The 26,201-nt window shown below is 57.9% G+C and carries 24 protein-coding genes; 5 read left to right on the top strand and 19 right to left on the bottom strand.

What is annotated here, in order from left to right; genetic code table 11:
- The first annotated feature begins 6 nt into the window (after positions 1–6).
- Together CQ019_RS03915 and CQ019_RS03910 are read left to right on the top strand one after the other, a co-directional pair.
- Positions 7–2,112: an MMPL family transporter gene (locus CQ019_RS03915; RefSeq protein ID WP_096285020.1), complete on the top strand. Its 2,106-nt coding sequence runs from the start codon at positions 7–9 to the stop codon at positions 2,110–2,112.
- Positions 2,105–2,551, top strand: coding sequence for a DUF2871 domain-containing protein (locus CQ019_RS03910; RefSeq protein WP_096285022.1), 447 nt, complete (start codon positions 2,105–2,107; stop codon positions 2,549–2,551). Before CQ019_RS03915 ends, CQ019_RS03910 begins: the two co-directional genes overlap by 8 nt.
- Before the next feature lie 70 nt (positions 2,552–2,621).
- Here CQ019_RS03910 and CQ019_RS03905 read toward each other — a convergent pair whose 3' ends face one another.
- From CQ019_RS03905 to CQ019_RS03890, 5 genes are all read right to left on the bottom strand, one after another.
- A complete protein-coding gene (locus CQ019_RS03905; protein ID WP_176484126.1) occupies positions 2,622–3,545 on the bottom strand; it encodes a transposase in 924 nt (307 codons plus the stop codon).
- 67 nt (positions 3,546–3,612) lie between these two features.
- Entirely contained in the window at positions 3,613–3,807 is a 195-nt protein-coding gene (locus CQ019_RS18420; RefSeq protein ID WP_176484127.1) for a hypothetical protein, read from the bottom strand.
- A gap of 126 nt (positions 3,808–3,933) precedes the next feature.
- Positions 3,934–4,179 carry a hypothetical protein gene (locus CQ019_RS03900; RefSeq protein ID WP_096285026.1) on the bottom strand — a complete coding sequence of 82 codons (246 nt, stop codon included), beginning with the start codon at positions 4,177–4,179 and terminating at the stop codon, positions 3,934–3,936.
- Between the two features lie 974 nt (positions 4,180–5,153).
- The gene (locus CQ019_RS03895; RefSeq protein WP_146113308.1) at positions 5,154–5,828 is read right to left on the bottom strand and encodes a hypothetical protein; all 675 of its coding nucleotides are present in this window, start codon (positions 5,826–5,828) and stop codon (positions 5,154–5,156) included.
- A 352-nt stretch (positions 5,829–6,180) separates the two neighbouring features.
- A complete protein-coding gene (locus CQ019_RS03890; RefSeq protein WP_096285032.1) occupies positions 6,181–6,414 on the bottom strand; it encodes a hypothetical protein in 234 nt (77 codons plus the stop codon).
- 356 nt (positions 6,415–6,770) lie between these two features.
- Between CQ019_RS03890 and CQ019_RS03885 the strand changes: the two genes are divergently transcribed.
- Both CQ019_RS03885 and CQ019_RS18910 read left to right on the top strand, forming a co-directional pair.
- Positions 6,771–7,868 carry a PHP domain-containing protein gene (locus CQ019_RS03885; RefSeq protein ID WP_181148239.1) on the top strand — a complete coding sequence of 366 codons (1,098 nt, stop codon included), beginning with the start codon at positions 6,771–6,773 and terminating at the stop codon, positions 7,866–7,868.
- On the top strand, positions 7,781–8,140 hold the full coding sequence (locus CQ019_RS18910) for a hypothetical protein (protein ID WP_176484129.1): 360 nt from the start codon (positions 7,781–7,783) through the stop codon (positions 8,138–8,140). Before CQ019_RS03885 ends, CQ019_RS18910 begins: the two co-directional genes overlap by 88 nt.
- Before the next feature lie 134 nt (positions 8,141–8,274).
- Here the strand turns inward: CQ019_RS18910 and CQ019_RS03875 are convergent, their stop codons facing one another.
- From CQ019_RS03875 to CQ019_RS18180, 14 genes are all read right to left on the bottom strand, one after another.
- Positions 8,275–9,729: an FAD-dependent oxidoreductase gene (locus tag CQ019_RS03875; protein WP_096285038.1), complete on the bottom strand. Its 1,455-nt coding sequence runs from the start codon at positions 9,727–9,729 to the stop codon at positions 8,275–8,277.
- Between the two features lie 18 nt (positions 9,730–9,747).
- Complete coding sequence (gene cobA, locus CQ019_RS03870; RefSeq protein WP_105568958.1) at positions 9,748–10,527, bottom strand: uroporphyrinogen-III C-methyltransferase; 780 nt, start codon at positions 10,525–10,527, stop codon at positions 9,748–9,750.
- The gene (locus CQ019_RS03865) at positions 10,520–11,377 is read right to left on the bottom strand and encodes an ABC transporter permease (protein ID WP_105568957.1); all 858 of its coding nucleotides are present in this window, start codon (positions 11,375–11,377) and stop codon (positions 10,520–10,522) included. The genes cobA and CQ019_RS03865 overlap by 8 nt, the downstream gene beginning before the upstream one ends.
- Complete coding sequence (locus CQ019_RS03860) at positions 11,352–12,092, bottom strand: ABC transporter ATP-binding protein (protein ID WP_105568956.1); 741 nt, start codon at positions 12,090–12,092, stop codon at positions 11,352–11,354. Before CQ019_RS03860 ends, CQ019_RS03865 begins: the two co-directional genes overlap by 26 nt.
- On the bottom strand, positions 12,092–13,171 hold the full coding sequence (locus tag CQ019_RS03855; protein ID WP_105568955.1) for an ABC transporter substrate-binding protein: 1,080 nt from the start codon (positions 13,169–13,171) through the stop codon (positions 12,092–12,094). Before CQ019_RS03855 ends, CQ019_RS03860 begins: the two co-directional genes overlap by 1 nt.
- Positions 13,158–14,453 (bottom strand): sulfate adenylyltransferase subunit 1, encoded by a 1,296-nt coding sequence (locus CQ019_RS03850; RefSeq protein WP_105568954.1) that lies wholly within the window; start codon positions 14,451–14,453, stop codon positions 13,158–13,160. Before CQ019_RS03850 ends, CQ019_RS03855 begins: the two co-directional genes overlap by 14 nt.
- 1 nt (position 14,454) lies before the next feature.
- Complete coding sequence (cysD, locus tag CQ019_RS03845; protein ID WP_105552266.1) at positions 14,455–15,378, bottom strand: sulfate adenylyltransferase subunit CysD; 924 nt, start codon at positions 15,376–15,378, stop codon at positions 14,455–14,457.
- A gap of 16 nt (positions 15,379–15,394) precedes the next feature.
- Complete coding sequence (locus tag CQ019_RS03840; protein WP_105568953.1) at positions 15,395–16,105, bottom strand: phosphoadenylyl-sulfate reductase; 711 nt, start codon at positions 16,103–16,105, stop codon at positions 15,395–15,397.
- The gene (locus tag CQ019_RS03835; protein WP_105569262.1) at positions 16,102–17,802 is read right to left on the bottom strand and encodes a nitrite/sulfite reductase; all 1,701 of its coding nucleotides are present in this window, start codon (positions 17,800–17,802) and stop codon (positions 16,102–16,104) included. Before CQ019_RS03835 ends, CQ019_RS03840 begins: the two co-directional genes overlap by 4 nt.
- A gap of 100 nt (positions 17,803–17,902) precedes the next feature.
- A complete protein-coding gene (locus CQ019_RS03830) occupies positions 17,903–18,595 on the bottom strand; it encodes a sirohydrochlorin chelatase (RefSeq protein WP_105552268.1) in 693 nt (230 codons plus the stop codon).
- Positions 18,596–18,605: 10 nt separating this feature from the next.
- Positions 18,606–19,370, bottom strand: a complete 765-nt coding sequence (locus tag CQ019_RS03825; RefSeq protein WP_105568952.1) for an SDR family oxidoreductase — start codon at positions 19,368–19,370, stop codon at positions 18,606–18,608.
- 60 nt (positions 19,371–19,430) lie between these two features.
- Positions 19,431–21,872, bottom strand: coding sequence for a hypothetical protein (locus CQ019_RS03820; protein ID WP_146113307.1), 2,442 nt, complete (start codon positions 21,870–21,872; stop codon positions 19,431–19,433).
- On the bottom strand, positions 21,869–22,360 hold the full coding sequence (locus tag CQ019_RS18185; protein ID WP_146113306.1) for a hypothetical protein: 492 nt from the start codon (positions 22,358–22,360) through the stop codon (positions 21,869–21,871). The genes CQ019_RS03820 and CQ019_RS18185 overlap by 4 nt, the downstream gene beginning before the upstream one ends.
- A 32-nt stretch (positions 22,361–22,392) precedes the next feature.
- Positions 22,393–23,088 carry a hypothetical protein gene (locus tag CQ019_RS18180; protein ID WP_146113305.1) on the bottom strand — a complete coding sequence of 232 codons (696 nt, stop codon included), beginning with the start codon at positions 23,086–23,088 and terminating at the stop codon, positions 22,393–22,395.
- Positions 23,089–23,421: 333 nt separating this feature from the next.
- On the opposite strand from CQ019_RS18180, the gene valS reads away from it, so the two are divergent.
- On the top strand, positions 23,422–26,040 hold the full coding sequence (gene valS / locus CQ019_RS03810) for a valine--tRNA ligase (RefSeq protein WP_105569261.1): 2,619 nt from the start codon (positions 23,422–23,424) through the stop codon (positions 26,038–26,040).
- The last annotated feature ends 161 nt before the right edge of the window (positions 26,041–26,201 follow it).

Raw genomic sequence — 26,201 nt, 5'->3', positions numbered from 1 at the left:
AGAAGTATGAAACATCCAGTCCTCAGTTCGTTAGCGAACTCGCTCAGCTCACGGCGCGGTGCGCGCCTGTGGTTGCTCGGAGCGCTCGCAGCCATCCTCGCAGTTTTCGGTTTGCTCAGCTCCGCGCCGGCAGCCGAACGCAGCACCAGCACTCTGGTCACCGGCTCCGATTCGGCCCAGGTAGAAAAGCTTCTGGAAGAGATTCCCGACTCCGGAAAGGAATCCGCTTTGCTCGTCGCCGGCCACGGCGATCAGCACAAGCTCAGCAGCAACGACCTCAAGGGCCTTGAGACAATCTCGGGCCAACTGACCACCGCGCTTCCCGTGGAGATCTCCCAGCCGCTGCCCAGCGAAGACGGCCGGCTCTCCTTGCTCACAGCTTCCTGGGAGAGCGCGGGAACCGACGCCGATCGGCAGCTCGTTGCCGAGCTGCGCGAACAGATCAGCGCACACAATCATTCGGGATTCTTGATCGAGGTCTCCGGCGCTCCAGCATTCGGGCTCGACCTGTCGGCCACCTTCGCCGGAGCCGACTTCACGCTACTTGCGGTGACCATCGGCATCGTTGCGGTGCTGCTGATCCTGACCTACCGCTCCCCGGTTCTCTGGCTGATTCCACTGATCGTGGTGGCCATGGCCGACCGCAGCGCGAGTCTCATTGCCAACGCACTGAGCCAGCCATTGAATCTGCACTTCGACTCTGGTGTACTGAGCGTCTTGGTCTTTGGCGCCGGCACCAACTATGCCCTGCTGCTGATTTCGCGCTACCGCGATGAACTGCATCAGCATGCCGATCACCGTGCGGCGCTTGCGAGCGCCTGGCGCAATAGCTTCGAAGCGATTGCCTCCTCGAACCTGACCGTGGTTTTCGCCCTGGCGTCGTTGGCACTGGCGGTTATGGATGACACGCGCGGATTGGGAATTGCCTGCGCCGCCGGGCTGCTGGTGGCCGCCGCGTTCAACCTGTTCGTACTCACCCCGCTGCTGGCGCTCTGTGGCCGGAAGGTGTTCTGGCCGTTGATCCCTCGACCGGATCAGGCTGCGGCAAAGCGCTCCCTATGGGGCAAGGCCGCCGCCGCGGTCATCAAGCGTCCGGTAGTGAACCTGTCGGCACTGGTCTTGATCTTGGTGGTCCTCGCTTCGGCGCTCGGGGCAACCAACGTGGGATTGCGCCAGACCGAGCAGTTCCGGAGCGCCACCGAATCCTCTTCCGCCACCGAACGGCTCGCCGAGCACTTCCCGATCGGTGAAACCGCCCCGATCACGGTACTGGCAGAACCTGGTACCGGAGAAGCGGTCACCGCGGTAGCCGGAAATTTGCCAGGCGTGGAGCGCGCCACCCTGCTGCCCGCGCTACCGGATTCCGGGCTCGAACGCTTGATGGTTGTCGGCAACAGCGAATCCGGCTCTCCCCAGAGCTTTGAACTGATCGAGTCGCTGCGCAACGAATTGAATCAGGTTTCCGGCGCCGAGGCGTTGGTCGGCGGATCCATTGCCGAAGCCTATGACGCGCACCAAAGCCACCTTCGTGACTTCGCGGTCATCGCTCCGCTGATCGTGCTTGTGTGCCTGGCGATGCTCTGGGTAGTTACCGGCAAATTCCGCACAGCGCTGGTGTTGTCGCTGACTAACTTGCTCAGCGCTGCGGCCGCGGTTGGCTTGGGTTCCTTGCTCGGTTCCATGGTCTTCGACACGGCCGCCTTGGATGTCCAGGTGCCGCTGCTGGCCTTCGTCTTCCTGGTCGCGCTGGGTGTTGACTACACGATCTTCTTGACCCAACGCGTCAAGCAAGATGCGGCCCGGCTGCCACTGGATGAAGCGATCGTCAACGCAACGAGCCGGACCGGCGCCGTGATCACCAGTGCTGGCGTGGTCTTGGCCGGCGTTTTCGCCGCCCTGTCCAGTCTGCCCCTGATGGTTCTTGGCCAGCTTGGCCTCATCGTTGGCCTCGGGGTTCTGTTGGACACCTTCGTGGTGCGAACCTTGCTCCTGCCGGCGCTGTTCATCTTGCTGGGCCGCGCCAAGTCGCCGGTCTTCGGATACCGCGGCACCAGCATTACCCCCGAAAATTCTTCGAATGCCGAACTCATTGAAAGTGAAACCCATGCGTAAGCTCATCAACATCGCCTTTGCCTACATGCTCGTAGGCGTTGCTTCCGGACTCTTCTACCGCGAATTCACCAAGATCAATGAATTCCCCGAAGGCGGCTGGACGCAGCTGTCGGTGGTTCACACCCACTTGCTGGTCCTTGGATTCATCGTCACCTTGCTGGTCCTGCTGCTGGAGAAGGCCTTCAACCTCAGTGCCCACCGCAAGCTGTATGCCTGGTTCCTTGGCATCTACAACGCCGGAGTAATCCTGACCGCAGGAATGCAGGTCACCCACGGCATGCTCACCGTGCTGGGCCTTGAATCATCCAAGATGATCTCCGGCATCGCCGGGCTTGGACACATGGCCCTGACCGCAGGAATGATCTTGCTGTTCGTCATGCTTCGCCGCAGCGTTCCGGCAGGCGCCGGGGCTGAGCCGGTCGAAAAGATCACCGCCTAAAGGTAGTCTGTGCAAGGACTGGAGCTCATGGGAGGGGCAATTTTCCCTTCCCTGAGTCGTGCCAAATTCCTTAGTAACCACCACGAAGTCTGGAAAGTACTTCTCCCACCCCTTCCGTAATCTGCGCAACGAAGGTCACCACTTGCCCATTGATCAGCACCTTCGCTGATCGGACAGCCTTCAGATCGGTGATCAGCCGCTTTAACGGCAATCCGGTCAGTTTCTGCAGATGCCGACCGATAGCCAGTGCAGCGAATACCACGGTCAAATGCGCGTCAAGGGAATCCACTTCACGGTGGAAGATCGGCCTGGCACGCAGGTCTGATTTCGTCATCCTGAAAGACGCTTTAACCTGCCACAGGTCGTGATAAGCACTAATCACTTTGGTGGCAGGCACAGCTTCGATTGGCAGATTCGTGACGTAGCCTTTGAGTCCGGCCAGCATCCTGGCTCGTTCGATGATCTTCTCGTTCAGCTCTTTCTCGGCTCCAGTCACTTTCAGGAACCGCATCTTCTTCAACAGGGACTTCCCCTCGGCCACCGCTAGAGCCTTGCGTTCCATGAGGTTAATATTGCGGTTGTCCCTGGCCAAGCGTTTGGCCGACCGCTGGTACACCACCCTGAGTTCCCAGGCATTTTTCCCGGTACCCATCAGGCGGGTGGATTCGAGTACCTCCCCATTGGTGAACCTGTTGCCTTTGGCATCAAAATATTCTTGAAAGTCGTAAGGTGCCTTGGTAAGCCGGGAGCCGACAATGAACGTGAACCCGGCATCCTCGATCACGTTCAGGTTGTTGGCCGAGAGCATCCCGGCGTCGGCCACGACCACCAGGTCGGTGATGCCGTGGCGTTCCTGGAACGCTTCGAGCACGAGGATGATCGCGGTGGTTTCGGCCTTGTTCCCTTCGAACATAAGCAGTTCCAGCGGGAACCCTGCCGGGTCGACGAGCAGTCCGACCTGGATTTGCGGGTCGACGCGGCGTTCCTTGCTCATGCCGACCTTTGCGCAGTTTTTCTTCGGCTTTCGCTTCAAAAATGAAGTGTGGCTACGTCGTACATGACTAAAGAAGCCAGTCCGGCGGTTGCCGGTCGGCAGGCGCCAGGGCTTTGGCCAGCAGGTCGCGGTAGTCCTTGTCGATGCAGGTGCCCAAGCTGCGGAACAACGTGCGCAAGGAAAGATGGGGTGCATCAACCTGCTTGAGGACACGAATGCTCTGTGCCTTCGAGGTCGGCTCGATCAGCCGCGCCAGCACCATGGCTTTGAACGCCGGAGCGTCTAGGATGCTGAACCCGAGCCGGTCGCAAGCTGCTTCAAAAATCTCCCAGAGGACAGTGGCTGGGGCGCTGCGTGGTCGGCCTACGGAGCGTGTTTCTTCAGGAAGCTATTGCACGGTCCAGTTCGGGATATCGCCTATGGTCACGGGCTCTTGCTCTACGCTGAAATCGAGGGTGTCCGGGCCGGGAAGCAGCCGATCTTTCGCTGTTGCCAGTAGGGCCGCAAGGTCTTGGTCGGTGTTCGCAGAGCCCAGGTGTTCAACGCCGGTCATGGTCCGGCCATTTTTCACCACGGTTTGCACTGCAACCACGCCGGACGCGGTGCGAACTTTGCGAATGAATCGTGATTCCATGCTCTTTAGCGTACCGAAACACGGATTTTTAGTAACCACATCAGCACCACTTGGATGCTAAATCCTCAAGTCAGAACCTATTTCGATTTTCAGATCCCGAATCATGGCACGAAACACGTCCGAAGCATGCGGACGCCAAGGGGTTACCGCGCGCGTACCTTGCATCGATTCTGTTCTGGACAGCGAACGTAGACACAATGTCATTGGCCGGTACCGGTTGTCTCTGGTTGACTGGCCTGACAACCCAGATGATCGACTGCCCTCGTCGGGGCAGAAGATCCGCCCTCTGGAAAGATGTCGTCAAAGAGTTTCATGAAGTTTTCACCGCGGCTCCTGATGCACGGCAAGAAGTGGGCCATGCAGCCCTGCTGGCCTTAGGCGAAAGATATCGCCTCGGTTAGCTCTCTACGGAGGTTGCAAACGGAGGGCTGATGAGTCGAAGGAAATGGGGATCGTAGACCCGACCGGGCTTCCCCAGGGCATCTTGTCGGATAAGGCTTTCGATTTCGCTTGATGAACTATGAGTCATGCCAGCAATACGGTCAGCCGAAGGACTTGCTTGAACGGCATTGTTTGGAAGGCCTCGCAGTCCCGGCGGTTTCCGAGCCGGATGTCGCACGTCCTTTAGTGCGGCGTGCTCCCATCACCACCGATCCAAATGACGTCGATATTCAGGAATCTTCTAACAAAAGATCGGCCTCGAACCCTACTTTGGTTCGAGGCCGATCTTTTGTTCTCCAAGACAGTGAGAGAGCGGGCGTGATCAAGCCTTACTTTCTCGGTGAGCCTTTACGCGTCTGGCCCATTCGAGGCCACCTACGACAATTCCAACAACTGTGCCCAGTACGGGAATTATTGCTGATGCAAGTAAGACAACAAGGTTTTTGAAAGATCTTTCCACCCATAGATTCCAAGCAGTCATCACAATCACAGCAAGCCACACGAAGAGGAATATGGCTTCAAATAGATTTATCTCAAGCATCGTAGTCCCAATACCCAATGCGAACTCCTTTCCCGCTTACACGCAATCCTTGAACAGCTTTACCTTCTTGTATACCGCCGCTCTTGGTCACATGCCAAGTGATTTCGCAAACTGCTTTTGTCTTCTTGCTCTCGAAGTACTGCGAAGGTATCGATTGAATGGTTCTGAGTGGAATCAGGTTCGTATAGAAACCTCCGCAGCTGTTGATGCTGGTAACAGTCTTACCGTTGTACTGGTAAGTCATTCGTGCTTCAACTGAGGCGTAGGTGATTCCAAACATTTTCCACGATTTTTTGTGCGAATCCGTTTTACGCTTAGTAGCCGCCATCTGCCCAAAATTTAGATCAGCAGGCTGAGCTACGGCTGCTACCGCACCGCTGGAATCTGTTTCCTTTACATTTTTCCACTTCCCGGTCCCAGCATTGAACGTGGATTCCGGGTCGAGAGCTGCTATTAAAAGTTCTTGCTGTTGCGCCCCGGATAGGCGGTCGAACTTGACACGGTCACCCTGTGGCATGTTGGACCGAAGAGTTTCGAACGTTTGATCACTTGTATCTATCTGGAGCTCCGGAGTAATGGGTGCGCCGAATGAAGGAGTCACCAATAGTGACGTGGCCAAAACTGCTGCTCCAGTTGAAGCCACAATACGCTTTAAGAGTTTAGTCACTACTTCACCTTAACTTTCGATTTACTAGTAGATACCCATTAGATGGGGAGGCAAAAATAAATCTACACAATCGTTTGATCATTTACGGCGACGAACTGCTGCGACACGCACAAAAAATCAATTGGACTGACGCTGGCGTACGACCCGATAGATTGCTGAAACAATAACCTAGAAGCACCCCGCTTCCACCACGGAAGCGGGGTGCTTTTCTGTTCGCGGGGTGCACCGTAGAACAAGACCTCATCGTTGCGCGAGTTGGTTCACCGAAGACCCTGCGATCGAGGAGTAGGGCAATCTGAGCTTAGACTGCCGCCTTTCTGTGCATGTTCCAACGCATATACCTCCAAGAACTTCAGCGTGCTGCCGCGCGCGGCTGCACCGACAATCCGGCTCCTTTGACCTCCCCTGCATCATGACCGGCGTAGCTGTTGCCGCCATCCTCACCACAGGCGTGCTTGCTGCCACTTTCGGCGCAATCCCCTGGAGCCAGGACAAGGCCACCCCGGAGGAAGCCGGCCAGGGTACCGCGGAAGATAACTAATTCGGCGATTCCGAGCACCTTGATGAAGCGGGGCTTCTCCCCCATGGAGACACCTATTGTGCCGCGTCTACCTGAGTCGGCGAAGGATTCGAAGCGTATTCTCGTTCGAAAACCGGCAAGGTTTATACCGCCAGCGAGAAGCAGCTGACTCCGACCTTTAGTGCGGCGTGCTCCCGACTTCAGCCGGGAGGTTCAGAGCACCGGAGCGCTGCAGCAGTGACCTAAAACGGCGTGAAGCCGGTAAAAACCGCACCGTGCTACCTCGGTGCGGTTTGGTGCGTCCGGGGAGCTGTCCGGAATCTCCCGCACAAATGGGTTCCAAGCCCTGTGGAGCTCTCCCTTGCATAGACAGGATTACGGGGATCGTTCCCCGAAATACCAATCGTCGAAAGGCAGCCACAATGGCGTTCACCCATCCGCATGTCCACTCGGAGATGAGATCCCTAGATGGCCTGCGTCGTGATGAAGCCGGTCCGAAGCGTGCCACGGCTCTAGGCCAGGAAGCTATGGCGATCACCGATCACGCAGATCTCACTGGCGCCTACGCGTTCCGTAAAGCAAGCCTGCACGAGGGCATCAGGCCAATCATCGGTGTGGAGTTCTATTTGGCGATCGGCTCGCGTTCCGAGAAGAACTCCGAGACGGTAGCCAACGATGACGACAACGCCACTGATGCTGATGACGGCAAAGAAAAATCCAAGAAGTACATGCACCTTACCGTGGTGGCGCGCAATGAAACTGGCTGGAAGAACCTGCTCGCCCTGCACAACAAAGCCGAAGATTACTTTCGGTATAAGCCGAGAATTGATTTTGACCTGATCAAAAAGCACCGGGAAGGACTGACCATCCTCACCGGCTGCTTGGGTGGGCCAGTCGCCGGGCCGCTGTCCCGCGCGGGGGCAACTGAGAAGCGAGGCGATGCGCAAACCGCAGAGCTATTTCGGACTGAAGCTCGCAAGAACCTCGATATCCTCATCGATGCGGTGGGACGCGAGCATGTATTCCTTGAAGTCATGTACCACGGCATTGGCGCCGAGGTGCATGCATTCCGTGAGATCCGCGCATTGTCTGAGGAAACCGGCATCCCACTGGTCGCTACCAACGACTGCCACTACGAACACCAAGAGGACGCCCACGCGTACGATGCATTCCTAGCCGTCGTGAAGAAAACGTTAGATGATCCCGAACGGTTCAGTTCCAACGGCACCCCGGACTACTACATCAAGTCCGAGGACGAGATGCTAGCCGTACTTGGCAACCCCAAAATGAAGCCGCAGCTTCCGCATGGGGAGAGGCATGTGCCAACACCCAGCTGGTCGCTGATCAGGTTGCTGATCGGACCATTCCTGACGACCGGCAGCGCCTCCCCGATTTCCCGATCCCGGAGGGTGAAGGCACTGCGGAAGAATTCTTGTATAAGCTGGTTAAAAATGGAGCAAAAGACCGCGGTGACGGGCGCGTCGCTAAAGAGGTCGGAGATCGTCTGCGCATCGGGCTGAACATCATCAACTCGATGAGGTTCGCCTCTTACTTCTTGATCACTTGGGACATGATCAAGTGGGCGGAATCTAATTACCTGTCTGCGGATTGGATTGCCAAGCAGGCTGGCGGGAATGTCGATGAGGAACGCCGCGAACGCAAAGAACCAATCCTTGTCGGGCCAGGCCGTGGTTCGGCCGGCAGCTCCTATGTTCCTCGGAGTTTAGGAGCTGTCAACGACATAACGGGCAACCGCCTCTCCCATTTCCGTTTTAGCCTGGGGCCCGGGTAGCCCCGGCAGACGCCTTGCTTCGGGCACGATCAAGATCCGCCGGATCGCTTTCTTGCTTTTGCTGGTTAAAGGAAAATGGCACTCGATGATCAAAAGATCATCGAGTGCCAGTTATTCCTGAACCTGTCTGCGTACTACAGGCTCTTAGCTAATTTTTTTGCTCGAGCAAACTCCAGCATGTCGTTGCGCTCGACGAGCTTGATGCGGTCGCGGGTGATTTCACCGAAGCGAGTTTCGAGGGTGCCTGCGGCAGCGCCCAGAGCCTTTTCCTGTTCGTCCAGGTTCATCCAGCCCTCCCAGTCTGCGTAGTCCACGCCACGGGATTCCAGGAGTTCGGCTGCACTCTGCTCGGAGGTTGGGACCGGAAGGCTGCCCAGGTCCGAAAGCAGGTGGTTGATGGTCTCCAGGGCATCGCCCTTGGTGTGGCCGATCAAGCCAATTGGACCGCGCTTGATCCATCCGGTCGCGTACAAGCCGTCGATGTGGGTGCCGCTAGCATCCAGCACACGGCCTTCGACGTTTGGCAGCACGCCGCGCTTGCCATCGTATTCGATGCCATCCACGGCAGAGCCGAAGTAGCCCACCGCACGGTAAACGGACTGGACCGGGTACTCGACGAATTCGCCGGTGCCCTTGACGTTACCGGTTCCGTCGAGTTCATTGCGTTCAAGCTTCAGGCCGGTGACCTTGCCATCTTCGCCGAGGATTTCAACCGGAGACTGCAAGAAGTGCAGGTGCAGGCGGCGAGAAGCGCTGCTGGCTTCCTCGCGTTCCTCCTGTTCAATCAACCAGTTGGTCAGGGTCGCAACCATGGTCTTGGTCTGGTTGCTGGTTCGGATTGCTTCCTCCGAACCTTCGTCAAAGTCGAAGTCTTCTTCGTACAGGACAATATCCACATCCTTGGAGTGCGACAGTTCGCGCAGTTCCAACGGGGTGAACTTCACCTGTGCCGGGCCACGGCGACCGAAGACGTGCACGTCGGTGACTGCCGAGTCATTGAGCTGTTCGAAAATATGTGCCGGGATTTCGGTTTCCAGCAGCTGGTCCGCATGCTTGGAGAGGATACGGGCCACGTCCAACGCGACGTTGCCGTTGCCGATCACGGCAACTTCCTTGGCCGACAGGTCCCAGTCCTTATCCGCATCCGGGTGTGCGTCGTACCAGGAAACGAAGTCCGCGCCACCATGGGAACCAGCAAGTTCAACACCTGGGATGTTCAGGTCTGCGTCCTTCTGGGCGCCGGTTGAAATAATGACCGCGTCATAGCGTTCCTGGAGTTCTTCCAGGCTGATGTCGCGACCCAGACCAACATTTCCGTAGAAGTTGATCCAGTCATTATTCAGCACCTTGTGCAGGGCGGTGATGATGCCCTTAATGCGCGGGTGGTCCGGGGATACGCCATAGCGAATCAAGCCGAACGGGGTGGGAAGCTCATCGAAGAGGTCCACCTTGAGGGACAACTCGCCGGAGGAAACAGGCTGGCTCTTATTGAGCAGGTCTGCTGCGTAGATGCCTGCAGGACCGGCACCGACAATGGCAACGCGCAGGGCGCGGGAGGTCAAATGTCCAGGTACGTGAATTTCACTCATCAAACAACATCTACTTTCTTAGTCAGCGAATGAGGCCGACGCTGCGGCGTCGACGGTGTCCAGCGGCTGAAGTCCAACCAACTGGGTTGAAGCTTCAGGTGCCAGACGAACAACGTCACCGATCACGATGACGGCCGGATTCGCCACGGCGGCCTTGCGGGCGCGCACTACAATCTCTTCTAGCGTACCGATAGTTGTCCGCTGCGTCTGTGAGTAACCTCGCTCAACTATCCCAATTGGCGTACTTGACGCTAAGCCACGGGTAAGCAAAGCCTCAACGATTTGTGGCAGATTAGACACCCCCATCAGCACTACCAGCGTGTGATCGGCGCGCAGCGGGACGTCGGTGAGATCGTCATGGCCGCTGATCACCGTGAACCCGGCAGCCACGCCCCGATGCGTCACCGGAATTCCCGCCGCGGCAGGCACCGAAATGGAACTGGTAATTCCCGGAATGACACGAGTCGAAATTCCATGCTCCGCGGCGAATAGCATTTCTTCACCGCCGCGGCCCAGAACGAACGGGTCGCCGCCCTTCAAGCGAACCACATCAAGCCCTTCGGAAGCGTACTTGACTAGTAGTTCGTTGATTTCATTCTGGGTTTTGACGTGGCAACCGGGGGCTTTTCCGACATCAATAACTTTGACGCCCTCGGCAAGGTCCGCCAACAGCGCGGTGGGACCAAGCCGATCGGCGAGCACCACATCCGCTGCCAAAAGTGCCTTATATCCGGCCACGGTGATCAGCTCGGGATCCCCCGGGCCGCCACCAATCAGGGTTATTTTTCCCTTAGCCATTTTTTCCTCCAGTTCGATTCATTCCCCGGTCGCGCAAGAGCTTGCGCTCCAAGGGGGCAAAGCATAAAAGTTCGATGAGTATGCCGACGAGCAAGATCACCAATATGACCAACATCACCAAGGGCAGGTCTGCCAGATCGCGGCCTCGTTGCAGCAACGAGCCCACCCCGAGTGCCAGCGATCCGCCCACTGCGATGAGTTCCGCGGCCATCAATGACCGCCAGGCGAAAGCCCACCCTTGCCGGAGCCCGGCAACATATCCTGGCAATGCGGCAGGCAGTTCAACGTGCCAGATATGCTGGCGTTTGTTTGCGCCGAGCACCGTGGACAGCGCGCGGTACTGCCGCGGGATCAGGTCGATTCCGGAGAGCAACCCGTTAATAATCGAGGGAACCGCGCCCAGCAAGAGAACCGTGTAGATGGTCGCATTGCTCAACCCGAAGAGAATGATGGCCGCTGGAACCCAGGCGATGGATGGAAGCACCTGCATCGCCGAAATCAGCGGCCCGATGCCCTGGCGGGCCAGTGGCTGATGCGCCAGCAGCAAGGCAATCGGAGTCGCGATGACCACCGCGAGCAGAAATCCCGTCAAGGCTCGAAACAGTGAGGTGCCTACGGCAGCAGCCAGCGATCCGTTGGCCAACACTTCAGGCAGCTTCGCGGCAACGGCTCCGGGACCTGGGAAGAGGTCTTCGCGGATCGGAACAGCCCACGAAGCTATCTGCCACAGGCTAATGAGCACAACCACCGTGATGATTGGCGCGATGAACGCATCCAATGTTTTCTTCGCCCTGCCCTGGCGTGCGGCGTTGGCCGCAGGCCGGCTAGCTCGCTGAGTCAAAGTGCTCATGCTTTCGCTGCTCCTTCCTGAGGATTGTTGTGAGCTCGTCGGCGAGGGCGGCCGACTGGGCGGGGTCGTTTCTTAACTGGGTGGAGATACGCCGGGTCTCCAGGATTCGCCCCGGATGGGAAGAAAGCACCAGGATCCGGCCGGAGAGCCGAATCGCTTCGCGCACATTGTGGGTGACGAAGATGATCGTCTTACCCGTCTGTTGCCAGAGATTCCGCAATTCTTCATGCAGCATGTCTCGGGTGATCGCATCCAATGCGGCGAACGGTTCGTCCATCAACAGCACCTGACGGTCCTGGGCGAGGGCACGGGCCAGCGCCACGCGCTGCCGCATGCCTCCGGAGAGTTCATGCGGCTTTTTCTTTCCGGCTTGCCCCAACTGCACCAGTCGGAGCAGTTCCGCAACTCGCACGTCACGTTGCTCGGCCGGGTATCCCCCAAGTTTCAACGCCAGAGAAATGTTCTCCGCTGCGCTGAGCCACGGGAGTAGATTTGCATCTTGGAACATGAAGGCGGCGCCGTCTTTGGGGACTTCGAGCCACCCGGAGGTGGGCTGGAGCAGTCCGGCAATCAGGTTCAGCAGCGAAGATTTACCGCAGCCCGAGGCCCCGAGAATGGCAATGAATTCACCGTCTTCGATCTGTGCGCTGAGATTCTCTATCACCAGATCCGAGCCTTCGTAGCTCAGCGAAACTTCGTGGAGTTCCACACCCATCAGTCTGTCCCGATCCATTGGTCGTTTACGATCTTGGAAAGATCTCCAGAATCGCCCAAGCCTACGGATTCGAGATGTTCCATCAGCGTCGGGAAGGTACTTTCCAACGGATTCTCATCGAAGCCGACCTCGCCAAGCGCCGCACCGATGACCGTATCCGGCAGGCTGCTCCCGTTGATCCCGGTCAAGGCCTCCTGCACCGCGGCCAAGCGTTCGGCGGTTTCGGCCGTGTTCAACCAGCTGATTGCTTCGGCGTTGGCGGCAACAAGTTCCTTGACCGTTTGCGGGTGTTCTTCCAAGAAGTCTTGGTTGACCACTAATACGGTCGTGGGGAACTTGCCATCGGGCCACAGCGTCGCTTCGTCCACCAGCCGGTGGGCGCCGTATTGCTCGACAAGCAGCGAGGCATGCGGTTCCGGAAGCCACGCTCCATCGATGGCCTCGCGAGCGAACAACTGTGGAACCGTGCCATTCGAGCTTGGTGTCACGATCACGGAGTCTTGGATCCCGCGTTCTTGCAGATAGTTCCGCAAGGCCACATCCTGGGTCCCGCCGAACTGCGGCGTGGCAAGCTCGGTACCGGCCAGCTGTTCAACCGAAGCAATATCTTCGGAAACCACCAGGCTCGCTCCCCCATTCGTTGCCCCGGCGACGACCTGCAACGAGGATCCACCACTGGAGAGGTAGCTATTCAGCGCAGGAGCCGGCCCCAGATAGGCTGCGTCCAGCGCCCCGCTATTCAGCGCTTCGATCGCAGCCGGACCGGCATTGAAGATTTGCGTCTCCAAGGCCGTGGAATCCGTCTCCAGCGCCGATTCCAAGATGCCGCGCTGATCTGCGATGAGCGCCGGGGCATGGGTGACATTGGCAAAGTACCCCAGGCGCAACTCCGCTGCCGGGCTTGGGCCGGCCGCCGCACTTCGTTCCGTGCTCGGCGGCGGAACGACGGTCGTGGTCAGCGCCAATGCCGCCAGCACTCCAACGAGCACAACCCCGGCAAAACGCGCCCGGTGATTGGGCTGCTCGACCAGCGAGGTGAAGCGTTGGCGTTCGGAGGATTGGTGCTCAGGCGGCTGCATTCTGGGCCTCGATAATTCCCGCTGCCAAGGTCTGCCCGCTGCTCGGATCGATCAGCAGGAATGAACCGGCGGTGCGTGAGTCTTGGTACTCGGAGACGGCCAAGGCCGCCGAACTGCGCACCGTCACGCGAGCCAGGTCGTTCAGATTCAGCTCGGTGGCCGCGCTGCGCGAGAAGTCGGCCACGTTGATCACGTGATCCAGGCTTTGGATCTTCGCCTTGGCCACCTTCGTGCCGTGCTTGATGAGCAGCTGCTGTCCGGCGGTGAGCTTCGCCGGAGCCAGCACGCAAATATTGGCTTCGATCTCGCGCACCGCGGCATCGAGCTCCCCCGCGATGATCGTGTCGCCGCGGGCAATATCGATCTCTTCGCTCAGCTGCACGACCACCGCGGCTCCGGCGAGCGCGGTTTCCACCATGCCGGCCGGGGTCCGGATGGCCTTGATCCGGCTGCTGGCCGGCTGGCCGTTGGACAGGATGGCTACCGAATCGCCGACCGATAGTCTCCCGTCGACCAGGGTGCCGGCGTAACCGCGGAAGTCGCGGTATTCTTCGGCGTCCAGTCCGGCGGCAAGCGCCCCCTGCGGGCGGATGACGTACTGCACATCGAGCCGGCCGGCGCCCTGGCCGCTGCCCGGTTCGAGACTTTCGAGGAGCCCGAGCAGGGTGGGGCCGGCATACCAGTCGCTGAGCGACGAAGCGTCGACGATGTTGTCGCCGTTCAGTGCCGAGACCGGGATGACCGCGCTCTGCGTGATTCCAAGGCCGGCCGCGATCTGCAGAATGTCGGTTTCGATGTCGCTGAAGCGTTGCTCGTCCCAGCCGACCAGATCCATCTTGTTCACGGCCACCACCAGCTGCGGCACCCGCAGCAAGGCAAGCACCCCGAGGTGGCGGCGGGTTTGCTCCAGCACTCCGTGCCGCGCGTCGACCAGCACGATCGCCGCATCTGCGGTGGATGCCCCGGTGACGGTATTGCGCGTGTACTGCACGTGGCCCGGGCAGTCGGCCAGGATGAAGGAGCGGTTCTGGGTGGAGAAGTACCGGTAGGCCACGTCGATGGTGATGCCCTGTTCCCGTTCGGCACGCAGCCCGTCGGTGACCAGCGCCAGGTCCAGGGCCGGGGTCTCTCCTCCGAAGCCGCGTTCGGCGCTGGTCCGGGCGATGTCGTCCAGGGAGTCGGCGAGGATGGCTTTGGCGTCATGCAGCAGCCGGCCCACGAGCGTTGACTTTCCGTCGTCTACCGAGCCTGCGGTGGCGATGCGGAGCAGTGTGGTGGTCATTTTAGAAGTACCCTTCGGTCTTGCGGTCTTCCATTCCCGCAGCGGAAATTCGGTCATCTGCACGGGTGGCGCCGCGTTCGGTCAAGGTTGCCAGGGCTAGTTCATCCAGTACCTTGGGCACCGTATCCGCCGCGGAAAGCACCGCGCCGGTGCAGCTTGCGTCTCCCACGGTGCGGTAGCGCACCTGCCGGATGCTCACGATCTCTCCCTTGGCCGGCTGCGAGACGGAGGTGACCGCCCGCCACATGCCGTCGCGTTCGAAGACCTGGCGCTTGTGGGCGAAGTAGATGGGTGGGAGCTCGATTTGTTCTTGCTCGATATAGGCCCAGATGTCGCGTTCGGTCCAGTTGGAGATCGGGAAGGCGCGCACATGTCCCCCGGGGGCGTGCCGTCCGTTGTACAAGCTCCAGATTTCCGGGCGCTGGTTGCGCGGATCCCACACCCCGAATTCATCGCGGAGGGACAAGATCCGTTCCTTGGCGCGGGCCTTGTCTTCGTCGCGGCGGGCCCCGCCGAAGACGACGTCGAAGCGGTTGGCCTCGATGGTGTCCAGCAGGACCCGGGTCTGCAACCGGTTGCGTGTGCCATCGGCCAGCTCGGTCAATTCACCGCGGTCGATATAGTCCTGCACCGAGCCGACGACCAGGTTCAGTCCGTAGCGGGCCACCACCTGGTCACGGAATTTGAGTACCTCACCGAAGTTGTGGCCGGTGTCGATATGAACTACCGGGATCGGCACTCGGGCGGGGAATACGGCCTTGGCCAGCAGGTGCAGTACGACGACCGAGTCTTTTCCTCCGGAGAACAGCAATCCGGGATTCTCGAATTCGGCAAGCACCTCGCGGATGATGTGAATTGATTCGGCTTCTAAGGCGTCAAGGACGCTGCGCCGCGCTTGGGTGGGCGCATTGGCTGTAATGGTCATTTGCTTCTCTCCTCGACTAGATGTGTATGCCGCATTCGGTTTTCGCCAGCCCCGCCCAGCGACCTGCGCGGGGGTCTTCGCCTTCGGCCACCGGCCGGGTGCATGGTTGGCAGCCAATGGATGGATACCCGTGGGCGAGCAGCATATTCACCGGAACCGTGTGCTCCGTGGCGTAGCCGATGAGTTCATCGAAGGTCCAGGCGGCCAGCGGGTTGAACTTCACCAACCCGTGGGCTTCGTCGAAGGCCACCAGCGGGGTGTTCACCCTGGTGGGTGCCTCGTCGCGGCGCACCCCGGTGAACCAAGCCCCGTATCCGTTCAGGGCTTTCTTCAGCGGATCCATTTTTCGCATCTGGCAGCAGGACGCTGCATCGCGGGCGAATAGCTCCTTGCCGAATTTGGCGTCTTGCTCGGCCACCGTGAGCTCGGGCAGGACGTCGATGATGCGTACCGGCAGGGCTCGGGCGACCTCGTCCCGGGTCGCAATGGTTTCGGCGAAGTGGTACCCGGTTTCCAGGAACAGCACGTCCACCTCCGGAATCGTTTCGGAGACCAGGTGCGGGAGTACCGCATCGGCCATGGAACAGGCGACCGCAACCTCACGTAGTTCAAAATGCCTGGCGGCGAATTTGATGACCTGCCCGGCGGTTGCGTCCCAGCCGAGTTCTTCGGCCCCTAAGGCGGCAATCTGCCGGAGCTCTGCTTCGCTGCGCTGTACGGTGCTCATACCAGTTTTTCCTCCTCCGCGCGGTGTGCCCAGGCGGCGAATGACTCGTTCTCTTCGGCGTGGGTTGAATAGCTTTTGACGACGCGTTCCACATATTCGGGCAGCTCATCGGCGGCGACCTTCAGCCCGCGCACGGTGCGGCCCAGTCCAGCCTCGCCGTTCTCGAAGCCGGCTAGCGTTCCGCCGAGGTGCACCTGGAATCCGGAGACCTGTTCGCCTTCGGCGTTGGTAATCAGCTGTCCCTTCAGCCCGATGTCTGCGGTCTGGATGCGGGCGCAGGAGTTTGGGCAACCGTTGACATGCAGGGACAGGGCCTTGGGGAGCTTTCCTTCGTGGTCCGCTAGCCTTGATTCGATTTTTTTGACCGCGTCGATGGTGGTGTCCTTGGTGTCGACGATGGCCAGCTTGCAGAATTCGATGCCGGTGCAGGCGATTGCCGAGCGCTTGATCAGCCCGGGGAAGGGATCCAGCCCCAGTTCCTGCACCGCGGCGGTGAAGGCATCCACCTGATCTGCGGGAATATCCAGGGCGATCACCTTTTGGTGCGGGGTGGTGCGCAGCCTGGTGGATCCGGCTGCTTCGACGAGGTCTGCGAGCTTGTTCAGGATGCTTCCCGAGACCCGGCCCACCGGTGGGGTGAGACCGATATAGAACCGGCCGTCCTTTTGCTCATGGACCCCGGAGTGGTCACCTGATTCTTCCGGTTTGGCCGCTGGCGGGCCATCTGGAAGCTCATAGCCGAGGTATTCGTCTTGGAGGATCTGGCGGAACTTCTCGGTTCCCCATTCGGCGAGCAGGAACTTCAAGCGGGCCCGGTTGCGCAGGCGGCGGAAACCGTAGTCGCGGAAGATGGAGGTGACGCCCTCCCATACTTCGGCCGCCTTCGCTTCGCTGACGAAGGTGCCGAGCCGTTCGCCGAGGCGCGGGTTGGCAGATAATCCGCCGCCCACCCAGAGGTCATATCCGGCACCGAGTTCCGGGTGCACGACGCCGATCAGCGCGAAGTCGTTGATTTCGTGGACAACATCCTGATTCGGGTGACCGGTAATGGCGGTCTTGTACTTGCGCGGCAGGTTGGAGAATTCCGGGTTGCCCACATAGCGTCGGGCGATCTCTTGGATCACCGGGGTGGGGTCGATGATCTCATTCTTGGCGATGCCGGCCACCGGTGAGCCCAGGATGACGCGCGGGACGTCTCCGCAGGCTTCGGTGGTGTTCAGGCCCACCGCTTCGAGGCGGCGCCAGATTTCTGGCACATCAACCACGTCCACCCAGTGCAGCTGAATATTCTGCCGGTCGGTGAAGTCGGCCGTGTCGCGGGCGAATTCGGTGGAGATCCCGGCGATGACGCGCAGCTGCTCGGTGCTCAGCGCCCCGCCGTCGATGCGCACTCGAAGCATGAAGTACTTGTCTTCAAGTTCGTGCGGCTCAAGGGTGGCGGTCTTCCCGCCGGGAATGCCCTGGGCGCGTTGGGTGTATAGGCCCCACCAACGGAAACGACCGTGCAGGTCATCTGGATCTATCGAGTCGAAGCCTTTGAGCGCGTAGATCTGTTCGATACGTTCCCGGACGTTCAGTCCGTCGTCGGCGGCTTTGAGTTCCTCGTTATGGTTCAACGGCTCGTGGCCGTCGATCTTCCATTGACCTTGAGGTTTAGCTGCCCGCTTGGGGCGAACGGGTGCGGTTGATTGCGTCATGTAAGCCAGCGTAGAAACCAGCCCCGGGGGGCTGGCAACCACGAGTAGTCACATGAACGCGCTTTACTCAATCACGATGCACTTCGTCATCTAAGGAAAGCTAACCGGCCGCTTTGAGCGCCTCTTGGAGTCTTACGAAGAAACATTTAGCGATCATGACGTCCGGCAACAGCGGGCTTGTAATCACCGAGGCACCCGTGCTAGCGAGCCGGGTTTGGAATAGACCATCGGCGAGCAGCGCGCTCAGCACGAGCACCGGTGGCTGGATTTCGGTGGAGAGCAGATCCTGGATCAGCGGCTTGGCGCCCGCGCAGTAAGCGACCTGCACTTCCCGTCCAAGTTCGTCCGAGAGCCGTTCTGCCAGCTTCCGGACCTGTTGCTGGCCTTTTTCAAGCCTGGTTCCGGCAGCGGCTAGAACAACGCTGGGGTGTGAATCAAGATGAGCTTGCGCGCGTTGCGCCAAGACTTGGGCAAGATCCGGCAAGGAGCCAAGCGGGGCGGCCGCGGTGCTGTTGGCTCTTGCTGCTACCGCGCCGGCGATGTCATATGTCGTATGCACGCCGTCGGCTACCAGCAGCGGCAAGACCACTGCCGGTTCATCTGCGGGCAGCGAGTCGAGCACTTCGGGAAGCCGCGGATGCTGGACATCTACATAGGCTTCATGCCACACCAGCTCGGTGAGCCCGGCGTCGCGTGCCAGCTCTTCGAGCTGTGCGCGCAGCTCGTGGATCAGCTGCTGGCCGCGTTCATTATCGGTGCCGTGCGAGGCGGCGAGTACGTGTATTCGTCCCATATTCGGTGTCCTAGCCCTTGCGGATCAGCTTGTGGTTGGCGGCCTGGGCCTGCGGACGGATCACGATTTCGTCGAGGTTCACATGCGCCGGCGCGCTGACTGCGTAGCGGATCACCTCGGCTACGTCTTCGGCGGTCAGTGGTTCGGCGACCCCGGCGTAGACGTTCTCCGCGGCTTCCTTGCTTCCCAGCCGGCGTAATGCGAACTCTTCGGTCTGCACCAGACCCGGAAGGATCTCGATGACGCGAATCCCGTTTTCGACTTCCTCCAGGCGCAGCGCCTGGCTCATGGCGCGCTGCGCCGCCTTGGCGGCGTTGTATCCGCTGCCGCCTTCGTAGCTTGCCAAGGCCGCGGTGGAGGTGACATTCAGGATTGTGCCGCCGGTGGTGCGCAGCGACGGCAGCAGCGCTCGGGTCAGCCGCATGGTGCCCATGACGTTCGACTGCCACATGAATTCCCAGTCTTCGTCTTTGGCCTCGGCCCAGTAGTCGCTGCCGCGAGCGCCGCCTGCGCAATTTACCAGCGTGTCCGCACCGCCTTGTTCGGCAAGGCTCAGTACCAGTGCGTCCACCTCGGACTGCACGCTCACGTCGGCGGCCAAGGCAATCGCGCCGCACTCTGCGGCGAGGGCGTTGAGCCGCTCGGCACGGCGGGCCACGGCGAAGACCTTCCAGCCTTGTGCGCGAAGCGCGCGCACCGTTGCCTGTCCGATGCCGCTGGACGCGCCGGTGACGAGGGCCGAACGGGAGATTTCAGTATTTTGCGAAGTAGTCATGTACTAACACTATTCGGGTCTAGGGACGAAGATCGGCAACGCCCCAATTCATTTCGGCAATCAGTTGAAAGGTTCCAGCTCACCATTGGTTTCTCTACCCAGTAAACTCAATACGACTTCGGCCGCTTCGCATACGACGCTACTTTTGGTATCGCGAACTACGTCATAAACAATGGTTGAAACATTTAGAACTGAGCGGACATTGCGCGCAGCGATCATTTGTAATCCGTGCAGCGTCGCAAGCGGAACTTGGATTCCATCACACCTTAGTAGTTCTTCGATTCTCGCAACTACTTGGGCATGCAACCCACTCTGATAATTCAGTGACTGTGCGAGCGATTTCCCGGCCTCGGCACGAACGGAAGGATCCGAGTCATGCGATAATTGCAGTAGTAGCACTTGCCCCCAAACAGGATCCTTGCTGCGGGCTAGTTCAAAAGGAATCGTCTTAGCAGCCTCAATACGGTCACTTACCATAGCGCTCGCCAAATCCAATATCATCCCCAGCGAATCATCAAAACCTATCGCATCGATAGCAATCCCCAGCCTGATCGCCGACGTAAAATATTTTGGACTGGAATCCCCAAAAAACCCGCCAGAATTTTTTGACGCAAGTAGAGACCTATAGACGGACACTAATTGTCTTTTTTCACGGGCGGGAATCCGTTCTGGTTCTCTCGCGAGCCTTTCTACCGCCAACGTTTTAAGTTCAGCAAATACATCGGGATCACCTAGAAAGGAAATCAACTCGCCCCATAAAGGTTCCGAACCAAACTTTAGAACAAAGGCAGAAGCAACATTGGAGGCTGAGAGACCTCCTTGACTAAACGCTCCCCCTTTACTCGCCTTCATTTCAGTCCGCAAAGACTCGACCAAGATAATTCCGCATCCAGACAGAGTGACTCCGTCGAGATCGCTTGTTGTAGAATCAACTAGTTTCGCTACATCTTCCAAGTCCAAGACCCGCTCGTTGCTAGAAGAATTATCACTAGTAGATCGTAAAATTGAATTCACGATAGGCATCAGACTGCTTGAATCAATTGCCTCATTTTCGCGCGCCCATGTTTTCCAACTAAGCGCCAAGTCAGAGTCTATGGACTTCCAATTCGTCTTATCCACTATTCTTGCTATGGTCTCGGCAAGCTGACGCTCAATATCAGTCGCCGCTCCAAGCATCTCCAGAGCCCTAGATAGGACTGAGTCAAGGAGCGAAGTCTTAGGAACCAGCCTAGCGGCAGCTTTCCAAATACGATTTTGATAAACCCAATCTGCCCCTTGCGGTGGCAATTCCATATTCCAATCGGAAAAAATCGCATTCAGTGCACGCTCCCTAACGGCTACCGGAAGAAAATCAGCAGAAAGCTCAAAAAGGAGCAAGTCTGTTTCGGTGCGCCATCGGTACTTCTCAATCCGATCCAAGACTCGCAATGCGTCGAAAACAATTGCCGCAGTAGGACCTTGGTTACGGAACCAGATTAGAGCCGATCTCATCGTCTTAATGGCACCCGAGTTACGAAGGAGCCTCAAGGCCTCACCGGTTTCAAACTCGTGCTCACTACGCTTGAGCAGAAGAACTTTTGCGTGATTTTCACGTTCCCGGGCTACTAACCGATATGACCCAGATAGCTCGGCCAAAAGTAATGACGCGTAGCTTGCAGACTCGGGTGTTTCTCGCATGAAATGCTGTGTACCAGAGTTTGCTTCGATCGTATCCTCAAATAAGTCCCGGACGACCAATTCATCCCGTTTCGACGAGGCCAGATACCGACGTAAATCAACCCAACTAGATTTCGACCTTACAACCTGGACCCAAGTTTTACCTCGAATCGACTCCAAAAATACCCTAGTGCTCAAGGCGTGGTACTTTATTGATTTAGTAATATCTTGTAGAACTGAAATTGATCCCCAACTTATCCCTTCTGATGTTTCAAATTTATTGAAATCACGACTTGATAAATTTGGTAACCACTTTAAAACGCCACTAATCGATTCTCGGGCTAGATCAAACTGGCAAGAGTCGATACTCCTCAAGGCCAATTGCTGCATAGCGTACGCTCGAAGCAACCGTTCAGAGCTAGAATTTTTTGACGGTTCATTTCCATGGCAGAGTTCCATGTCCTGCAGCAAGTTCAAGAGGAGCGCGACGGCTTCATTTGCCTGCTCCATCTCCATTAGGCCTAGACTCGCGAATCCAGCAGCAGCAGCTCGTGCACCGAATGGAATATTTAAATCCGAGGCTAGCTCAACCAATCTCCCCGTAGCCGTGTACTGGCTGCTATTGTCGAGCGAATCTGCAGCACTTTGAACCAGCTCAAGCTCCCACGTACGCCACGTTGCACCTAGTTCGTCCAACGAAAGCGGCATCTGCCGACACTCAGCTATCAACGCAAGTGCGGCAGCACCTTCAAGTTGCTGGGATCTAAAGTTTGGATGCGGCGATATTGTCCACGGGGCCAGGATTGAAACTATCCATTCAGTTTCAAGAAAATTTTTGGTACTCACAAATCCTCGATCTCTTGACTAAATGAATTCAGATTAGTGGTGCTTAGCTCACTGGCAACGGCGCTGTATTCATCATGAACGAAATCAGAGCTACGACCAAGTTGACTCCACCCTGCCCTCGCATTAAATAACTCGTAAATCGGTTTATCCAGGCCTGGTGGTGATACGATCAATTCGCACAAAGACGTGCCTGAGAAGTGAGCCGTTTGAGAAACGACCATCTTACTCACCTCACTCTTATCCGATGCTCCTGAACCTGCTGTTAATCCACAACCTACGACATAAATGGTGTCAATCCTATACCGCGCCTTAGATATTTCCAGTTCCAAAAGTCGATCAGACTCTATCCATTGATGATTAGATAAATCATATAATATGAACAATATATCCACTTTATCTGCATTCTCATCCGCAGTAAATACATTATTTATTCCAGATTTTGAAAATTCATTAATTATTAGTAGAAATCTACTTTGCCACATGGACACGTCGAAGGCGCCAAGGCTTCTAACATCAATTATCAATTGTCTAGCGCCAATTCAATCGAAATTGATTTCATGTCCGGGTAAAAGTATAAATCCTTGCCATCGCATTGCTCCGGATCAATCCTCGCGGCAATTCGCTCGGTGTACTTGTCTAAGGCTGATGACTCAACTGTCGCAAGAACTGAGCTTCGGATCTTCGAACAACCTTCAATTTCTAAATCTCCCATGATTTTCACATGGATAAATTCACTATTGACGCTAGAAAAAGATATGGTGATCAGAGAAATAATCAAGATAAAGACGGAAAGTAAAGAAAGAATCATGCCCACATCCGTCAATGAGGATATCCTCTTCCCTAAACTGCGCGCCGCCGTTTTAAGATCGATTGAAGTACCATCATCAGGCTTTTCCACAATGTGATGCCAAATCATTAGCCTTCTAAGAAACTTATTCCTAATTTTCGGCCCATTTTGTGATGTCCGAGTTGCACTCGCTCCAATTAAGAAGCATGTCGAACATATCATCGCGAGTATCGCGAAGAGACCCAATATTCTTGAAATAAGGCTTATATTCGTATCCGGCGCAATGACCAGCCCAGCCGCCAGGGCCACTGTGCTAGCAGCCGTAATCGTAGCAATAGATCGCGCTCTGCCGCGATAACGTTCGTTGGTCTCGATTGCCTGCGCTACCCGGTTGCCTTTATCATCTCGATTGGGTGCACTGGAACTCAAAGATCCATACCTTCCTTAAAATTTTAGGTCGCTCAGGTCGAAACTGAGAAAATATTCCCGATACCGTAGCTGTAAATTCCCGAACCCTTTGTCACTATTATACCAACAGTTGCGTACTTGATTCCGGTTACAAATCAAAGATTTATTTGGCATGCACCACTATAGCGATTATGAATGAATTGGCTTAGAGTCTTTTACTTAGAATACGTTCCACACGCTGCCTAGGTTGAATTTCGACCCACTTCAAAGATTTAGATTTTTTGAGACTCCTGCGTGGCGGAGACCATGGATCACAATGCCCGGCTCCCCGGCAAAGCATGGAAGAATGGAACCATGGCAGAAGACAACTTGGGCACAGACACGCCCGCAACGGTTTCCGTTCCTGACAAGCCCGCTTTGGAAGGCTTGGAGGAACGTCTTTCGTCCCGGTGGCGCACCGAGGGCACCTATCACTTCAACGAGGACACGACCCGCGAGGCCGTTTACTCCATCGACACTCCCCCACCGACCGCTTCGGGTTCCCTGCACGTAGGACACATGTTCTCCTACACGCAGACCGACGTGTTGGCTCGCTTCCAGCGCATGAGCGGCAAGAACGTGTTCTACCCGTTGGGCTGGGATGACAACGGCCTGCCCACCGAGCGTCGCGTGCAGAACTACTATGGCGTTCGCTGCGATCCGACCAAGCCGTACATCGAGGGCTACCGCCCGCCGGAGTCCCCGGCGAAGAACCAGCGCGACTGGGATGTGGTGAGCCGCAAGAACTTCATTGAACTCTGCGAAGAATTGGCGGTCGAAGACGAGAAGGTCTTCGAGCACCTGTTCAGCACCTTGGGCCTGTCCGTGGACTGGCGCATGACCTACCGCACCATCGATGACAATTCCCGCGCCGTATCGCAGCGCGCCTTCCTGGAAAACCTGGCGGAGGGCGATGCCTACATGGCAGAGGCGCCTACCCTGTGGGATGTTACTTTCCGCACCGCGGTGGCCCAGGCGGAACTCGAAGACCGCGAAATGCCCGGTGCCTACTACCGCTACGCATTCAATGCCGAAGGCGGCGAGCAGGTTTTCATCGAGACCACCCGCCCGGAGCTGCTCGCGGCCTGCGCAGGTCTTGTGGCCCACCCCGAAGACGAGCGTTACAAGCACCTCTTCGGCAAGACCGTCACCTCGCCAATCTTCGGCGTACCGGTGACCGTCTACCCGCACCCGCTGGCCCAGCCAGACAAGGGTTCGGGTATCGCCATGGTCTGCACCTTCGGCGACCTGACCGACGTCACCTGGTGGCGCGAACTGCAGCTTCCAACCCGTGCCATCATCGGCCGAGACGGCCGAATCCTGGCCGACACCCCGGAGTGGATCAGCACCGAAGCCGGCCAGGCCGCCTACGCAGAGATCGCGGCCAAGACCGTATTCTCCGCCAAGGAAAGCGTCGTCAAGATGCTCACCGAGGCGGATCTGCTCGATGGCGAGCCGAAGAAGGTCTCCCGTCCGGTGAACTTCTTTGAAAAGGGCGACAAGCCACTGGAGATCGTCACCTCGCGTCAGTGGTACATCCGCAATGGCGGGCGCGACGAAGAGCGCCGCACCCAGATGATCGCGCGCGGCGAGCAGATCGATTTCCATCCTTCGTTCATGCGCTCGCGCTACGAGAACTGGGTCTCGGGACTAAATGGCGACTGGCTGGTTTCCCGCCAGCGCTTCTTCGGCGTGCCGGTACCTGTTTGGTACAAGGTCGACGAACATGGCGAACCGGATTTCGATGCTCCGATCTTGCCCGAGATAGCGCAGCTTCCGGTTGACCCGGCTGCCGACGCTCCGGCAGGATTCACCGAGGATCAGCGCGGCGTGGCCGGCGGCTTCATCGGTGACGCAGATGTGCTCGATACCTGGGCTACCAGCTCGCTGACTCCACAGATCGCGGGCCGCTGGGGACGCGACGACCAGTTCTTCTCCAAGGTCTATCCCTTCGATCTGCGCCCGCAGGGCCACGACATCATCCGCACCTGGCTGTTCTCCACCGCCGTGCGCGCAGATGCGCTGCACAATGATGTCCCATGGAAGCATGCGGCCATCTCCGGATGGATCCTGGATCCGGATCGCAAGAAGATGTCCAAGTCCAAGGGCAACGTTGTGGTTCCGAACGAGGTTCTGGAGAAGTTCGGTTCTGACGCCGTGCGCTACTGGGCAGCCAGCGCCAAGCTGGGCGCGGACACCGCCTACGAGATCAACCAGATGAAGATCGGTCGCCGCCTAGCGATCAAGATTCTCAACGCCTCGAAGTTCGTCTTGAACCTGGGCGCCACCGAGACCAATGTGCTCACCGACGACGCATCGGTGGTGGCCAACGGCCTGGACCGCTCGCTGCTTCTGCGTCTGTCCACGGTCATCCAGGACGCACAGCGTGCCTTCGAGAACTACGACTATGCCCGCGCCCTGGACATCACCGAGTCCTTCTTCTGGTCATTCACCGACGATTACGTCGAATTGGTCAAGGACCGCGCCTACGGCGGTCATGGTGCAGCGGAGCAGGCTAGCGTGCTGGCGACTCTTGCTACGACCTTGGATTCGGTGCTGCGTTTGTTCGCACCATTCCTGCCGTTCGCTACCGAGGAGGTTTGGGGCTGGTGGCGCACCGGTTCCGTGCACCTGTCGCAGTGGCCTAGTTCCACTCACCTGGCTGCCGCTACCGAAGGTGCCGACGCAACGGTTCTCCCAACCGTCGGCATGGCACTTTCTGGCATCCGTAAGGCCAAGTCGGACGCGAAGGTCAAGCAGCGCACCGAGGTCCTTTCCGGTGAGATCCATGCACCAGCGGCTCAGGTTGAACAGCTGCGAGCCGGCTTCGCCGACCTCAAGTCGGCTGGCAACGCACGCGAACTGACTTTGGTTGAGGCCGAAGGCGAGCTGAGCGTAGTGAACGTGGAATTGGCACCCGCAGAAGAAGCCTAGTCTTCGAAAACAGTCTGTGAGGAAGGCCGTCGAGAATCTCTCGACGGCCTTCCTCATTTCTCAACCGTTCCTTGAATCGGTCTTCGAAGACGATGCCGAAGTCAATTGTTGGTTCTCGACGCCTTGATATTATTTATTCATGGCTTAGAGTCGAGGGGTAC

This window comes from Arthrobacter sp. MYb229 (genome assembly GCF_002975405.1).
Lineage (GTDB): Bacteria > Actinomycetota > Actinomycetes > Actinomycetales > Micrococcaceae > Glutamicibacter.
The sequence above is the reverse complement of the archived record's forward strand: the minus strand, read 5'-3'. Positions and strand labels throughout refer to the sequence as shown.

Bases quoted from the DNA above. Each gene is read 5' to 3' on its own strand.
- CQ019_RS03915 (WP_096285020.1), top strand. From the start codon at position 7: ATGAAACATCCAGTCCTCAGTTCGTTAGCGAACTCGCTCAGCTCACGG.
- CQ019_RS03910 (WP_096285022.1), top strand. From the start codon at position 2,105: ATGCGTAAGCTCATCAACATCGCCTTTGCCTACATGCTCGTAGGCGTT.
- CQ019_RS03905 (WP_176484126.1), bottom strand. From the start codon at position 3,545: ATGAGCAAGGAACGCCGCGTCGACCCGCAAATCCAGGTCGGACTGCTC.
- CQ019_RS18420 (WP_176484127.1), bottom strand. From the start codon at position 3,807: ATGGTGCTGGCGCGGCTGATCGAGCCGACCTCGAAGGCACAGAGCATT.
- CQ019_RS03900 (WP_096285026.1), bottom strand. From the start codon at position 4,179: ATGGAATCACGATTCATTCGCAAAGTTCGCACCGCGTCCGGCGTGGTT.
- CQ019_RS03890 (WP_096285032.1), bottom strand. From the start codon at position 6,414: ATGGGGGAGAAGCCCCGCTTCATCAAGGTGCTCGGAATCGCCGAATTA.
- CQ019_RS03885 (WP_181148239.1), top strand. From the start codon at position 6,771: ATGGCGTTCACCCATCCGCATGTCCACTCGGAGATGAGATCCCTAGAT.
- CQ019_RS03875 (WP_096285038.1), bottom strand. From the start codon at position 9,729: ATGAGTGAAATTCACGTACCTGGACATTTGACCTCCCGCGCCCTGCGC.
- cobA (WP_105568958.1), bottom strand. From the start codon at position 10,527: ATGGCTAAGGGAAAAATAACCCTGATTGGTGGCGGCCCGGGGGATCCC.
- CQ019_RS03865 (WP_105568957.1), bottom strand. From the start codon at position 11,377: ATGAGCACTTTGACTCAGCGAGCTAGCCGGCCTGCGGCCAACGCCGCA.
- CQ019_RS03860 (WP_105568956.1), bottom strand. From the start codon at position 12,092: ATGGGTGTGGAACTCCACGAAGTTTCGCTGAGCTACGAAGGCTCGGAT.
- CQ019_RS03855 (WP_105568955.1), bottom strand. From the start codon at position 13,171: ATGCAGCCGCCTGAGCACCAATCCTCCGAACGCCAACGCTTCACCTCG.
- CQ019_RS03850 (WP_105568954.1), bottom strand. From the start codon at position 14,453: ATGACCACCACACTGCTCCGCATCGCCACCGCAGGCTCGGTAGACGAC.
- cysD (WP_105552266.1), bottom strand. From the start codon at position 15,378: ATGACCATTACAGCCAATGCGCCCACCCAAGCGCGGCGCAGCGTCCTT.
- CQ019_RS03840 (WP_105568953.1), bottom strand. From the start codon at position 16,105: ATGAGCACCGTACAGCGCAGCGAAGCAGAGCTCCGGCAGATTGCCGCC.
- CQ019_RS03835 (WP_105569262.1), bottom strand. From the start codon at position 17,802: ATGACGCAATCAACCGCACCCGTTCGCCCCAAGCGGGCAGCTAAACCT.
- CQ019_RS03830 (WP_105552268.1), bottom strand. From the start codon at position 18,595: ATGGGACGAATACACGTACTCGCCGCCTCGCACGGCACCGATAATGAA.
- CQ019_RS03825 (WP_105568952.1), bottom strand. From the start codon at position 19,370: ATGACTACTTCGCAAAATACTGAAATCTCCCGTTCGGCCCTCGTCACC.
- valS (WP_105569261.1), top strand. From the start codon at position 23,422: ATGGCAGAAGACAACTTGGGCACAGACACGCCCGCAACGGTTTCCGTT.